This window comes from Mesorhizobium sp. KR9-304, from assembly GCF_040049215.1.
Taxonomy (GTDB): Bacteria; Pseudomonadota; Alphaproteobacteria; order Rhizobiales; family Rhizobiaceae; genus Mesorhizobium_K.
This window is the reverse complement of record NZ_JBDZDN010000002.1, coordinates 196,928-209,747: the sequence shown is the minus strand read 5'-3', so window position 1 is coordinate 209,747 and position 12,820 is coordinate 196,928. Positions and strand designations below refer to the sequence as shown.

11 protein-coding genes and 1 tRNA gene are annotated in these 12,820 nt (G+C 64.1%); 10 read left to right on the top strand and 2 right to left on the bottom strand.

What is annotated here, in order from left to right:
• Positions 1-66 precede the first annotated feature (66 nt).
• Positions 67-1,092 carry an alpha/beta hydrolase gene (locus ABLE71_RS13260; protein WP_348784475.1) on the bottom strand — a complete coding sequence of 342 codons (1,026 nt, stop codon included), beginning with the start codon at positions 1,090-1,092 and terminating at the stop codon, positions 67-69.
• Positions 1,093-1,445: 353 nt separating this feature from the next.
• Here ABLE71_RS13260 and ilvA point away from each other — a divergent pair, with 353 nt between their 5' ends.
• Positions 1,446-2,702, top strand: coding sequence for a threonine ammonia-lyase IlvA (ilvA, locus tag ABLE71_RS13255; RefSeq protein ID WP_348783913.1), 1,257 nt, complete (start codon positions 1,446-1,448; stop codon positions 2,700-2,702).
• Complete coding sequence (locus ABLE71_RS13250; RefSeq protein WP_348783912.1) at positions 2,699-3,232, top strand: DUF1697 domain-containing protein; 534 nt, start codon at positions 2,699-2,701, stop codon at positions 3,230-3,232. Before ilvA ends, ABLE71_RS13250 begins: the two co-directional genes overlap by 4 nt.
• A gap of 15 nt (positions 3,233-3,247) precedes the next feature.
• Here the strand turns inward: ABLE71_RS13250 and ABLE71_RS13245 are convergent, their stop codons facing one another.
• Positions 3,248-3,688: a VOC family protein gene (locus tag ABLE71_RS13245; protein WP_348783911.1), complete on the bottom strand. Its 441-nt coding sequence runs from the start codon at positions 3,686-3,688 to the stop codon at positions 3,248-3,250.
• A gap of 217 nt (positions 3,689-3,905) precedes the next feature.
• Here ABLE71_RS13245 and ABLE71_RS13240 point away from each other — a divergent pair, with 217 nt between their 5' ends.
• The 8 genes from ABLE71_RS13240 to ABLE71_RS13205 all read left to right on the top strand — a co-directional run bounded on the left by ABLE71_RS13240 (position 3,906) and on the right by ABLE71_RS13205 (position 12,530).
• The gene (locus ABLE71_RS13240; RefSeq protein WP_348783910.1) at positions 3,906-4,499 is read left to right on the top strand and encodes a cold-shock protein; all 594 of its coding nucleotides are present in this window, start codon (positions 3,906-3,908) and stop codon (positions 4,497-4,499) included.
• A gap of 49 nt (positions 4,500-4,548) precedes the next feature.
• The gene (locus ABLE71_RS13235; protein WP_348783909.1) at positions 4,549-5,052 is read left to right on the top strand and encodes a DUF192 domain-containing protein; all 504 of its coding nucleotides are present in this window, start codon (positions 4,549-4,551) and stop codon (positions 5,050-5,052) included.
• Between the two features lie 103 nt (positions 5,053-5,155).
• Positions 5,156-5,929, top strand: a complete 774-nt coding sequence (locus tag ABLE71_RS13230; protein ID WP_348784474.1) for an alpha/beta fold hydrolase — start codon at positions 5,156-5,158, stop codon at positions 5,927-5,929.
• A gap of 152 nt (positions 5,930-6,081) precedes the next feature.
• Positions 6,082-6,155, top strand: a tRNA-Cys gene (locus ABLE71_RS13225).
• An 87-nt stretch (positions 6,156-6,242) separates the two neighbouring features.
• Complete coding sequence (locus tag ABLE71_RS13220; protein WP_348783908.1) at positions 6,243-6,914, top strand: protein-L-isoaspartate O-methyltransferase; 672 nt, start codon at positions 6,243-6,245, stop codon at positions 6,912-6,914.
• Positions 6,915-7,094: 180 nt separating this feature from the next.
• On the top strand, positions 7,095-8,480 hold the full coding sequence (locus tag ABLE71_RS13215) for a TolC family outer membrane protein (protein WP_348783907.1): 1,386 nt from the start codon (positions 7,095-7,097) through the stop codon (positions 8,478-8,480).
• A gap of 184 nt (positions 8,481-8,664) precedes the next feature.
• Positions 8,665-9,489 carry a DUF2497 domain-containing protein gene (locus ABLE71_RS13210; protein ID WP_348783906.1) on the top strand — a complete coding sequence of 275 codons (825 nt, stop codon included), beginning with the start codon at positions 8,665-8,667 and terminating at the stop codon, positions 9,487-9,489.
• Between the two features lie 134 nt (positions 9,490-9,623).
• Complete coding sequence (locus ABLE71_RS13205; RefSeq protein ID WP_348783905.1) at positions 9,624-12,530, top strand: valine--tRNA ligase; 2,907 nt, start codon at positions 9,624-9,626, stop codon at positions 12,528-12,530.
• The last annotated feature ends 290 nt before the right edge of the window (positions 12,531-12,820 follow it).

Sequence of the window (12,820 nt, the reverse complement as noted above, 5' to 3'; positions counted from 1 at the left end):
GCTAGAACGGTGCCTGGTCCAGCGCAAAAGCTCCCGCCCCGGACCGGCCGGCGCGCCCGAAGCGCTCTAAGAGCCTTGGCCGAGCGCGGTGATGCGGTCGGTCACCTCGCGGTCGCTGGCGTAACCGTCGTCCTCGCGCAGGCGCTGTCCGAGCAGCCTGACCAGCGTTGGATTGTCGGCGAACTTGGTGTGGTTCAGCCGATCCGCGCTCTTCTCTTGCGACAGGTCGACGACGATGACGCCGAGTTCGGCGAGTTCGGCCTGGTTGCCGTAGCCGCCGACGCGAGGGCGGTTGCCGGCGATGATGCCGGAAAGCTTGAGGGCGCGGTCATCGGCCGAAATCATCAGGAAGAACGGCCGGTCCGGCTTGCCGTAGCGGCGCATCTGGCTCTTGAAGACGTCGAAATCGATGTCGGGCGAGGCCAGCACCACGTCGCCGAGCTTGCCGCCGAGATCGCGGTCGCGGGAGAGCGCAAGCTGACGCAGCGCCTCCATCGTGACCCAGGTGCCCATCGAATGCGCGACGATGTCGATGCGGCGCGCGCCGGACTGGGCAAGCAGGCGAAGCGTGGCCTCGAGCTGGTCGCGGGCGACGCTGGCGCTCTCGCGGTCGTAGACATAGTCCTTGGTCGTGCCGCCCGACGCCCAGGAGAACAGAACCGGCGTTCCCGGATAGCCGGAATCGTGGGCGATCTGCGTGGCGCGGTAGACGGCGCTGTCGAAGGATGTGTTGTAGCCATGAATGAAGATCATGGCGCGGCCGCCGCGCGCCGCGATGTCGGCGCTCAGCGCCGAGGAGAATTGCGGCTGCGCTTCATAGGCGACGACCTCGGTTGCCGTGAAGAACTTCAACGGGTCGTCGGCCTTGCCGGGCTTGTTGCGTTCGATCTGGCCGGTCTCGTGCGCCTTCGGCACCGTCACGTTAACACGGGCGAAGTTCAGCTTGGGCGAGCGCGAATTGTTGAACACCTTGGCGTCCGCCGACGCTTCGCGCGTGGTGGCGACGAAGATCGAGTGGTTGCCGGCGATCTCGCTGACCGGGACCGGCACGGCCGCGGTGCCGATCAGATCGGTGGCGTTGTCGTTGGTCATGCAGCCGGCGCAGACGAGAGCAAGCGCCGCGGATAAAAGTTTGATTTTCAACACAGTCTACAATTCTCCGGCCATTCGGCCTGTTTCTTGAGGCATACCTTCCCCGAACGCCTGATAAAGGCATTAGCAAGGCGAAGAGGGCAGAAACGGCCCTGGCGCGGTCGACGGCCGTCGCCCTGTTGCGTGAAAGCCAAAATGGATCGCCGCCGGTGAAGCGCGCGATGTCGGCCGATATGCGGACACCTTGTTGTCCGATTGCCGAGACAGGACTTCGGCGTGGCCTCGACCGCGCGGATATGCGATAGCGCAAAAGCGTGGAGAGCGGCAGCCATGCGGTCAATATGGTGGGAGCGATGACGAGTTTCGCGGAGCGCGTTTCGAAAGCGGCGGCGGCCCTGCACGCACTGTTTCCCGCAACGCCACTGCAGCGGAACGACTATTTGTCGAAGAAGTACGGCGCTCATGTGCTGCTGAAGCGCGAGGACCTGACGCCGGTCCGCTCCTACAAGATACGCGGGGCGTTCAACTTCTTCCGGCATGCGCTGGCCGCCGGCACCGCTGCCGAACTGTTCGTCTGCGCCTCGGCCGGCAACCACGCGCAGGGTTTCGCCTTCGTCTGCCGGCATTTCGGCAAAAGAGGCGTGGTCTACATGCCCGTCACCACGCCGCAGCAGAAGATCGACAAGACAAAACTCTTTGGCGGCGAGTTCGTCGAGATCAGGCTTTTTGGCGACTTCTTCGATGATTGCTATCGCGCGTCGCTCGAATTCGCCGAGGCGAGCGGGGCGCATATGGTGCCGCCCTTCGATCACAAGGACATCATCGAGGGGCAGGCGACCGTCGCCTGGGAAGTCGCTGACCAGATGCCGGGCGGCCGCTCGCCGGACATGATGGTGCTGCCGGTCGGCGGCGGCGGATTGTCGGCGGGCGTCACGCAATATTTCCACGAGATCGGCCGCGACATGCGCTTCGTGTTCTGCGAGCCGGCTGGCGCCCCGAGCCTTGCCCAAAGCCTTGCGGCAGGTCGGCGCGTGAGGCTTGAAAGCGTCGACAATTTCGTCGACGGCGCGGCGGTCGGCGAGATCGGCCGCGAGCCGTTCCGGCACCTCAGGGATTTCCCGGCGGACTCAGTGCGGCTGATACCCGAGAACCGGCTTTGCGCGACGATGATCGAAATGCTCAACGTCGAGGGCGTCGTGTTGGAGCCGGCGGGCGCGCTGGCGATCGACGCGCTGAAGGATTTTGCGAAGAAGGAGCTTCGCGGCAAGACGATTGTCTGCGTGGTCTCCGGCGGCAATTTCGATTTCGAGCGGCTGCCCGACGTCAAGGAGCGCGCGCTGCGCTTCGAGGGGCTGAAGAAATATTTCGTCTTCCGCTTCCCGCAGCGGCCCGGCGCGCTGCGCGATTTCCTCGATCTGCTCGGGCCTGACGACGACATCGCGCGCTTCGAATATCTGAAAAAGTCGGCGCGCAATTTCGGCTCGGTGCTGATCGGCATCGAGACGAAGGACCGCAGGAATTTCGACGTGCTGGCGAAACGCTTCCACGAAGCGGGATGGGCCTATCAGGATATCACCGACAACGAGACGATCGCCGGGCTGGTGATATGACCGTCTACATCATTCTCTTTCGCGGCGTCGGCGGCGCGACGCAGCTGCCAACCAAACCGCTGCGCGAGGCGCTGACGGCGGCAGGCTTCAAGGATGTCGCGACCTATATCAACAGCGGCAACGCCGTCTTGTCTTCACGAAAGAGCGCAGCGAGCGTCACGACCGACGTCGCGAAGATCGCGAGGCAGGAATTCGGCTTCGACAAGGCCGTGCATGTGGTGACGCGAGAAGAATGGGCCGATCTGATCGCGAGCAACCCGTTCCCTAAGGCGGTCGAGGTTCCGAAATTCCTCCATGCGGCGGTTCTGGCCGAGACGCCGGAGGAGGGGAGGGTGGAGGCCCTGCGCGCGTTTGCGAAAGGCGGCGAGCGCATCGAGGTCGTCGGCAAGGTCGCCTATCTGCACACGCCGAATGGTTTTGGAACGTCGAAGCTCGCCGAAAAATTCGACAAGGGAATCGGCGTGCCCAACACGGCGCGCAACTGGAACACGGTGATCGCGCTGGCCAAAATGGCCGACGCGATCAAGTGACAGGAAGAAGGCGCGTCACCAGCTTCCGGTGTTGGCCATCGAAGCCCAGGGTTCGGCCTTTGCGAGAGCCGGTCCTTTCTGCAGCAGTTCGATGGAAATGCCGTCCGGCGACTTGATGAAGGCCATGTTGCCGTCGCGCGGCGGACGGTTGATTGTGACACCGGCGTCCATCAGGCGCTGGCAGGTCTCGTAGATGTTGTCGACCTCATAGGCGAGGTGGCCGAAATTGCGGCCGCCCTTGTAGTCTTCCGGATCCCAATTGTAGGTCAACTCGACCAGCGGCGCTTTTTCGGTGACGCCGCTGTGCTCGTCTTCGGGAGCGGCAAGGAAGATCAGCGTGTAGCGGCCCTGCTGATTCTCATAGCGGCGGACTTCCTTCAGACCGAGCTTGCTGACGTAGAAATCGAGCGACGCGTCTATGTCGGCGACGCGGACCATGGTGTGCAGATAGCGCATGTTTCATCCTCGGAGATCTGGGTGCGGGAACATAGGGCGGCTCACACCGGTCGGCAACCTGCAGCGACGGGCTTTACTGGCCGGGATTTACCATGAGACCTCCAAAACCTAGTGCATATGTGAAAAAAGCCAGAGCAGGCCTTGCACATAAGCTTACGCACAGTGTTAATCTTGAGCCTAGAATCAGCTGTGCCAGTCCACGACAGGGGGCGTTCTGATGGGGGAAAAAGCCTCTATCGCGAGGCGTGAGGGAATCGGAGACGAAGCCTTCGTCGGCAACGAAGGCGGCGATGCGGCAGTCGTTGAAGTTTCCGGCGCCATCAAGTGGTTCGACGTCGCGAAGGGCTATGGTTTCGTCCTGCCCGACGACGGCCAGTTCGGCGACGTTCTCCTCCATGTGACCTGCCTCAGGCGAGACGGTTTTCACACGGCGCTCGAAGGCTCGAGGGTGGTCTGCCTGGTCAAGCAGGGCGATCGCGGACTGCAGGCGTTCCGCGTGCTCTCCATGGACAACTCCACGGCGGTGCATCCGGCCGAGTTGCAGGAGCAGCGCACGCATGTGGTCGTGACGCCAGAGAGCGGGCTGGAGCGCGCGCTGGTCAAATGGTTCAACCGCACCAAGGGGTTCGGCTTCCTGACGCGCGGCGATGGCACGGAAGACATCTTCGTGCATATGGAGACGCTCAGGCGTTACGGTCTGACGGAGTTGCGGCCAGGACAGGTCGTTCTGGTTCGCTACGGCCGCGGCGACAAGGGCCTTATGGCTGCCGAAATTCATCCCGATATCGGTACCTTGCCGGTCGCGCACTAGATTGGTCCTAGGCGCGCCGTGGCCCGCCGGTGATCTTGGGACCGCCCGAATGATTCGCAAATCCCTGCTTGCTGTCGTTGCGGTCGTGGCCATCGTCGCCGCGCTCGGTTTCTATATCGGCATGCCGCAGTCGTCGGCGGACCAGGCGATGCGCCTGCCGGTCGATGCGGCGCCGCTGGTGGCCGAGACGGCCGGCGGCGAGCGATCTTTTACGATCGAAATCGCCGACGACGGGAGCGAACGTTCCGCCGGGCTGATGTTCCGCCAGACCATGGACGATGACCACGGCATGCTGTTCGTGTTTTCCGAAACCAAAGAGGTCGGCTTCTGGATGAAGAATACGCCCATGCCGCTCGATCTCATCTTCATCGGAGAGGACGGCAGGGTACGCGGCATATTGCCGGGCGAGCCATTTTCGGAAGCGCCGATCTCGCCGGGCGAACCGGTTCGGTTCGTGCTCGAACTCAAGCGCGGCACTGCGGAGAAGGCGGGCATCAAGGACGGCGACATATTGCGCCATCCGACGATCGCCGCGGCGGCCGGTAGGCAATGACGGCTAGGGCCAGAGGCCTAGGCGCGGTCGGGCGCGGTCGGGTTGGCCAGAATCCAGGCAGGCGGCAAACGTGGTCTCGACCCTGAAGGGAATTGCCGGCGCGATGCAGTTCTTCGAGCATGACGGCTTCGATTTCGCCTTCATCGACCAACAGCCTGCGCCCGGCGCCGAGCCGGTGCTGCTGATCCACGGCTTCGCCTCGACCCATATGGTCAACTGGGTGGCAACGGGCTGGGTGAAGACGCTGAACGACGCCGGCTACCGCACCATCGCCTTCGACAATCGCGGCCACGGTGCAACCTCGAAGAGCTACGTTGCGGCGGACTATACGCCCGAGAAGATGGCCGGCGACGCTTCGGCCCTGCTCGACCACCTCGGTATCACCCGGGCTCACGTGATGGGATATTCGATGGGCGCGCGCATAGCAGCCTTCCTGGCGCTCGCGGAGCCGCAAAAGGTCGCTACGCTGATCTTCGGCGGGCTGGGCAGCGGCATGGTCGATGGCGTCGGCGAATGGGATCCAATCGCCTCCGCGCTGCTGGCCGATGATGCCGGCAGCGTCACCCACCCGCGCGGCAAGAGCTTTCGCGCCTTTGCCGACCAGACCAAAAGCGACCGCAAGGCGCTCGCCGCCTGCATCGTCGCCTCGCGGACGCTGCTGACCGAGGCGGAGGTCGCCCGCATCGCGCAACCGACACTGGTGGCCGTCGGAACCAGGGACGACATAGCCGGTTCGCCCGAGGAACTTGCCGGGATGATGCCGAACGCAGAAGGCTTCCCGATCGAGGGGCGCGACCATATGCTTGCCGTCGGCGACCGCAGCTTCAAGGCGCGCGTTGTCGGGTTTCTCAAGGAACATCCGATAGGAAGTTCATGACATTGCGACATTGGCGAGCCTTGCGGTCAGTCCGCGATTGCGGTGGCATCAAGCGGACGTCGGCCCGGCCGGGGAAAGCTTGCGGATCGAAGCCCGACGGCTTGACGCCATTTCTGCCGCAACATATTGGAACCGTGCGCCCGAAACGGCGAGGCCTCGTGGCGGAGTGGTTACGCAGAGGACTGCAAATCCTTGCACCCCGGTTCGATTCCGGGCGAGGCCTCCACTTCGCGCGTTGCGTCCAGGCGGTTCCATCGCCTTGGGATGCGTAACTGAGGGGCGCGCGGCGCGCGCATAGTCGGGCCAAACGAAGATGACCGCCGATTTCTCCGAACTTCGCGTCAAGATGGTCGACGGCCAGTTGCGTACGACCGACGTGACTTCCCAGCCGCTGCTGTCGGCAATGCTCGAGGTGCCGCGCGAGGTATTCGTGCCCGAGCCTCGCAAGGCGCTTGCCTATATCGACGACAACATTGCCGTCTCCGGCCAGGGCGGACAGGGCGCTCGCTATCTGATGAAGCCGTCGCCGCTCGCCAAGCTCATCCAGCTTGCCGAAGTCGGCGCCAACGACAAGGTGCTCGATGTCGGAACCTGCACCGGCTATTCGGCGGCGGTGCTGTCCCGGCTGGCCAAATCCGTCGTAGCCCTGGAGTGCGACAATTCGCTCGCCGATCAAGCCGCGGCAAATCTCGCCGGCCTCGGCTACGGCAATGTCTCGGTGGTGCGCGGGCCTCTGCAGGCCGGTTACAAGCAAGGCGCTCCCTATGACGTCATCTTCGTCGGCGGCAGCGTCGACGTGCTTCCGGAGGCCTTGCTTGGGCAACTTGCGGAAGGCGGCCGGCTTGTCGTCACCGAGGGCAGCGGCAATGCCGGCGCGGCGCGCATTTACGTCAAAGCCAACGGCATCGCCACGGGACGCCAAGCGTTCAATGCGGCAGTAAAGCCACTACCGGGATTTGAACGCGCGCCCGCGTTCGAATTCTGACGGCTTGGCTCTTGCACGAGCCGCTAAGCCATGTTGCTTTAGGGACCGGGGACCATCATCGCCGATTTGACGCAAATTGTTTCAGCGTGGGATTGGCCGGAAACCAGGTGCCGGATGGCCGGCGAGGAGCATATGCGGCCGAATCGGCTGATGGCTCCTGCGAATGCATGAGGGTAGAGTGTGTCGTTGGTAGCCAGGAAAGTTCTCGCCGCCGTACTTTTTGCCGCGACGGCGCTGTCTTCGTCGGCGGTGTCGGCCGAGACGCTATTCGGCGCTTTGGCAAAAGCCTACCAGCTTAATTCGACTTTGAATTCCAGCCGCGCCGGCGTGCGCGTTACCGACGAGAACGTGCCGATCGCGAAGTCCGGCTGGCGTCCGACCATCGGAGCCAGCGGAAGCATCGACTACACGACTACCAAGGGCCGGAGCCGGCTGACCACCGGTTCCTTCGGCGTGCAGATCGACCAGATGCTGTTCGACGGTTTTCAAACGAGGAACAATGTCCGCGCTGCCGAGGCGCAGGTGAGGGCGTCAGTCGAAAGCCTGCGCAACGACGAACAGAACACGCTGTTCGATGCCGCCAGCGCGTATATGGATGTGATTCGCGACCGGCAGATCGCCGTTCTGACCGAACAGAACTTGCAGTTCCTGACCGAACAGTCGCGCGCCGCGCGTTCGCGTTTCGAGGTCGGCGAGGGCACAAGGACGGACGTTGCCCAGGCTGACGCGAGCCGTTCCGCCGCCGTCGCGCAGCTCGCGGTGGCCCGGGCGCAGGCGCAGACCAGCGAGGCAACCTACCGGCAGGTGATAGGCGACGATCCGGGCAAGTTGCAGGCCGGGGCGCCGCTCGCCAAGATGTTGCCGAAGAGCATGGAACAGGCGATTGCGATCGCTGCGGGGGACCATCCCGCGATCATCGCGACCGAGCATCTGGTCGATGCCGCGGCGTTCGCGGTGAAATCGAACGAAGGCGCCCTTCTGCCGCAGGTGTCGGCGTCGGCCGGCGTGGCGCGCAGCTATCAGAACACCGAAGTCAACGGCCTGCCGGGCGTCGGGAGCACGCAGGACGGAACCTACGACTCGGCCAGCGTCGGCGCTACCTTGACGATCCCGATCTACACCGGCGGCCGCGTTTCGGCGCTGGTGCGCCAGTCGAAGGAATCGCTCGGTCAGGCGCGCATCCAGGTCGATGTCAGCCGCGACCAGGTGCGCCAGGCGATCGTCTCGGCCTGGACTCAGTATGTAGCGGCGCGCGAGAGCGTCGCCGCCAACCGCGAGCAGGTCGCTGCCCAGCAGCTCGCCCTCAACGGTGTGATCGAGGAGCGCAATGTCGGCCAGCGTACCACGCTCGACGTTCTCGACTCGCAGGCTGACGTGATTACCGCGCAGATCAATCTGGCGAGTGACGAACGCGACGTTGTGGTGGCCAGCTACGCCATCGTTTCGGCGATGGGTGCGCTCACCGCCGAGCGTCTCGGCCTCCAGGTGGCGGTGCACCGGCCGAAAGAGCACTACGACGCGGTCAAGGACAAGTGGGGCGGTCTGCGGACGCCCGACGGCCGCTGAGCTCTGCGCGCGGCGGCTTGGTGCAGCGCGCAAGTCTTTGAAATAGCAATCTGTTGAAATCCCCGGCACCCGGAGTTTGGGGATTCTCCTAAGACGTTCCGTCCGCTACGCTTTCACCAATGATTCGCAGACTCGTCCCGTGAGCGGGCGAGCTGCGAATTGGTCAGGGGCGGCGGACGCGACGATGGCACAAGCAAGCAGCGCACAGCGCGAACCTTCCATGGAAGAGATACTGGCCTCGATCCGGCGCATCATCGAGGACAATGACGCTGGCCGCAGGCAGGCCGACGAACCGGAGCAGACCCGGACCGAGCAGAGCCGCACTGCGGCGCCGGCCGCGGAATCGGCCGAGCGCACGGTGATCGAGGTCGACGCCTTCCGCAACGAACTGCGCACGCCGATCGACGCGATGGAGCGCGCGCCGGCGCCGCGCGAGGTGGCGCACAAGAAGCCGGTCACGCTCGCCGAGGTGCAGGCGCAGATCACGGCCGAGGCCGCGGCGATGCCGTCGCGATGGGACATGCCGCCGGAAAGGCCGGCTCCCGAGCGACCTGTTTCCGAGCGGACCCCCTATGAGCGCTCGCCCGACGACATCAAGAAAGCGATCGAGAATTCGCGGATAGCGCGCGAGGACGCCCGCGCGCTGCTCGGCATACCCGAGCCGGCGAACAACGCTCAGCCGCCCCAGCTGCGCGGGAGCGAGCCGGGGACGTTGCGGGACGCGGCGATCGAGAGCAGGCCGGCTATCGTGACGCAAAACCGTCCGGTGGCCGTGGAGATCGCCGCAGCCAAGCCTGCCATATTGTCGGAGCGGGTCGAGCGTCAGGTGGCCGCCTCCTTCAGCGAGCTTTCGGAAGCCTTTGCCGCGCGCAGCAGGAAGACCTTCGACGAGATGGCCGAGGAGATGATCGCGCCGCTGCTTCGCGACTGGATGGAGAACAACCTGCCGACGCTGGTAGAGCGTCTGGTGCGCGAGGAAATCGAACGGGTGGCGCGCGGCGCGCAATAGCGCCGCCGCCTGCCGCACGGACTGACGCCGCTCTTGGGCGGCGTTTTTGTTTGCGCCGTCCGCCCGCAGCTACCCGCGGTTGACTTGCCGGCGGCCTTCCGATTTACAGCGACCGAAATCCGGACAGCGCAGCCATGCTTGAGAAGACTTACGACGCCAAGACCGTCGAGCCGAAGATCGCGAAAATCTGGGAAGAGGCCGACGCCTTCGCGGCCGGAGCCGGCGCTCAAGCCGACGCCGAGCCGTTCACGATCGTCATTCCGCCGCCAAACGTTACCGGCTCGCTGCATATGGGGCATGCGCTCAACAACACGCTGCAGGACATCCTGGTGCGCTTCGAGCGCATGCGCGGCAAGAACGTGCTGTGGCAGCCCGGCATGGACCACGCCGGCATTGCCACCCAGATGGTGGTCGAGCGCCAGCTGATGGAGAAGCAGATCCACCGCCGCGACCTGACGCGGGAACAGTTCGTCGAGAAGATCTGGGAATGGAAGGCCGAGTCGGGCGGCATGATCTTCAACCAGCTCAAGCGGCTCGGCGCGTCAGCCGACTGGTCGCGCGAGCGCTTCACCATGGACGAGGGCCTGTCCAGGGCCGTGCTCGAAGTGTTCGTCACGCTCTACAAGCAGGGCTTGATCTACAAGGACAAGCGACTGGTCAACTGGGACCCGAAGCTCTTGACCGCCATCTCCGACCTCGAGGTGGAGAGTCGCGAAGTCGATGGCCACATGTGGCACTTCAAGTACCCGCTCGCCGGCGGCGAGACCTACACCTATGTGGAGAAAGATGCCGACGGCACCGTCGTCTTCCAGGAGGAACGGAACTACATCTCCATCGCCACGACCCGCCCCGAAACGATGCTCGGCGACGGCGCGGTGGCGGTCCATCCGTCAGACGAACGCTACGCGCCGATCGTCGGCAAGCTGTGCGAGATTCCCGTCGGTCCGAAAGAGCACCGGCGGCTGATCCCGATCATCACCGACGAGTACCCCGATCCCGCCTTCGGTTCGGGCGCGGTGAAGATCACCGGCGCGCACGACTTCAACGACTACCAGGTCGCCCGCCGAAACCGGATTCCGCTCTACCGCCTGATGAACGAAGTCGCTGCAATGCGCGAGGACGGCGAGCCTTACGCGGTATGCGCGGCGCGCGCCGTCGAGATCGTCCGCAGCGGCGAACTGCCCGCCGATTCGGAAGTGGAGTCGATCAATCTCGTGCCCGACGAGTATCGCGGCCTCGATCGCTATGAGGCCCGCAAGCGCATCGTGGCCGCCATCAACGCCGATGGACTGGCGGTGACGATCAAGGATGCAGACGGCAACGACGTTCCCTACGTCGAGAACAAGAAGATCACGCAGCCTTTTGGCGACCGCTCGGGCGTCGTCATCGAACCGTTCCTCACCGACCAGTGGTACGTCAACGCGGCGGAACTGGCGAAGCCGGCCATCGCATCGGTGCGCGAGGGCCGCACCGAGTTCGTGCCCAGGAACTGGGAAAAGACCTATTTCGACTGGATGGAGAACATCCAGCCCTGGTGCATCTCGCGCCAACTCTGGTGGGGTCACCAGATCCCGGCCTGGTACGGACCGGACGGTCATATCTTCGTCGAGAAGACCGAGGAGGAGGCCCTCGGCGCGGCGGTGGAATATTATCTGGCGCTGGAAGGCCCCTGGAAAGCCTGGGTCGAAGACCAGCTTGAGAATTACGAGCCAGGCAAAATCCTGACCCGCGACGAGGACGTGCTCGACACCTGGTTCTCCTCGGCGCTGTGGCCGTTCTCGACGCTCGGCTGGCCCGAAAAAACTCCGGAACTGGATACCTACTACCAGACGGACGTTCTGGTGACCGGCTTCGACATCATCTTCTTCTGGGTCGCCCGCATGATGATGATGGGCCTTCATTTCATGAAGGAGGAGCCGTTCCACACCGTCTATGTCCACGCGCTCGTGCGCGACAAGAACGGCGCCAAGATGTCGAAGTCGAAGGGCAACGTCATCGATCCGCTGGAACTGATCGACGAATACGGCGCCGACGCGCTGCGCTTCACGCTCACCATCATGGCGGCGCAGGGGCGGGACGTGAAGCTCGACCCGGCGCGCATCGCCGGCTACCGCAACTTCGGCACCAAACTCTGGAACGCAACGCGTTTCGCCGAGATGAACGGCGTGGCGCGTAACGACGAGTTCTGGCTGAACGACGCGAAGCTGACCGTCAACCGCTGGATCCTGACCGAGCTGACGCGCGCGGCGAAGGATATCACCGACGGCATCACATCGTACAAGTTCAACGAGGCGGGCGCCTCGGCCTATCGCTTCGTCTGGAATTATTTCTGCGATTGGTATGTCGAGCTGCTGAAGCCTGTGTTCATGGGCGACGACGAGGCCGCCAAGGCCGAGAGCCGGGCGACGATGGCCTTCGTGCTCGACGAAATCTACAAGCTGCTTCATCCGATGATGCCGTTCATGACGGAAGAGCTCTGGGCGCAGACGGCGAGCGAAAGCGAACCCCGCGCCACGCTGCTCTGCCATGCGGCATGGCCGGCGCCCGATTTCGAGGACACCGGTGCGGCGGCGGAGATCAATTGGCTGATCGACCTGGTCTCGGGTGTCCGCTCGGTGCGCTCGGAGATGAACGTGCCGCCTTCGGCCATCGCGCCGCTGGTGCTTGTCGGCGCCAATGCCGAGACGCGCGACCGGCTGTCGCGTCACGAGGCGGCGATCAAGCGGCTGGCCCGCGTCGGCGACGTCAGCCATGCCGAGGCCGCGCCTGCCGCTTCGGCGCAGTTCGTGCTGGGCGAGGCGACCGCCTGCCTGCCGCTCGGTACGCTGATCGACGTGAAAGCGGAGACGGCGCGGCTGCAGAAGGAACTCGCCAAGACGACCGAAGAGATCGCGCGGCTGCACAAGAAACTCTCGAACGAGAAGTTCGTGGCCAATGCGCCCGAAGAGGTGGTGGCCGCCGAACGCGAGAAGCTCGACGAGTACCGCGAGGCGCAGACGAAGCTCGACACGGCCCTGTCGCGCGTGCGCGGCGAAGGCTGAACGGCCGTACAACCTGCCGCTGCGGCATATTCCGTAGGCCGAAATGCCGCAGCGTTACGCCCGTATCGCGACCATTTTTCGCCGCGTTGTTGCCATAATGTAACAGGCGCGTGAATTCCGCACAATTTCGAGGCTGTCTGGCGGCGTCCTAAGGGTTTTGCTCAGCAGAAATCCGTAGAATCCTCCGAAAATGGGTGATTCATGCGCCATAGGCACAACTTCTCCGTGAAAACCTGCGCTTCCGCACCGTGGAACGCGAACAGTCTGCGAATTTGTCAGTTGCGCAGAAT

Coding starts and splice junctions, on each gene's coding strand:
- ABLE71_RS13260 (WP_348784475.1), bottom strand. CDS start 1,092: ATGACCAACGACAACGCCACCGATCTGATCGGCACCGCGGCCGTGCCG.
- ilvA (WP_348783913.1), top strand. CDS start 1,446: ATGACGAGTTTCGCGGAGCGCGTTTCGAAAGCGGCGGCGGCCCTGCAC.
- ABLE71_RS13250 (WP_348783912.1), top strand. CDS start 2,699: ATGACCGTCTACATCATTCTCTTTCGCGGCGTCGGCGGCGCGACGCAG.
- ABLE71_RS13245 (WP_348783911.1), bottom strand. CDS start 3,688: ATGCGCTATCTGCACACCATGGTCCGCGTCGCCGACATAGACGCGTCG.
- ABLE71_RS13240 (WP_348783910.1), top strand. CDS start 3,906: ATGGGGGAAAAAGCCTCTATCGCGAGGCGTGAGGGAATCGGAGACGAA.
- ABLE71_RS13235 (WP_348783909.1), top strand. CDS start 4,549: ATGATTCGCAAATCCCTGCTTGCTGTCGTTGCGGTCGTGGCCATCGTC.
- ABLE71_RS13230 (WP_348784474.1), top strand. CDS start 5,156: ATGCAGTTCTTCGAGCATGACGGCTTCGATTTCGCCTTCATCGACCAA.
- ABLE71_RS13220 (WP_348783908.1), top strand. CDS start 6,243: ATGACCGCCGATTTCTCCGAACTTCGCGTCAAGATGGTCGACGGCCAG.
- ABLE71_RS13210 (WP_348783906.1), top strand. CDS start 8,665: ATGGCACAAGCAAGCAGCGCACAGCGCGAACCTTCCATGGAAGAGATA.
- ABLE71_RS13205 (WP_348783905.1), top strand. CDS start 9,624: ATGCTTGAGAAGACTTACGACGCCAAGACCGTCGAGCCGAAGATCGCG.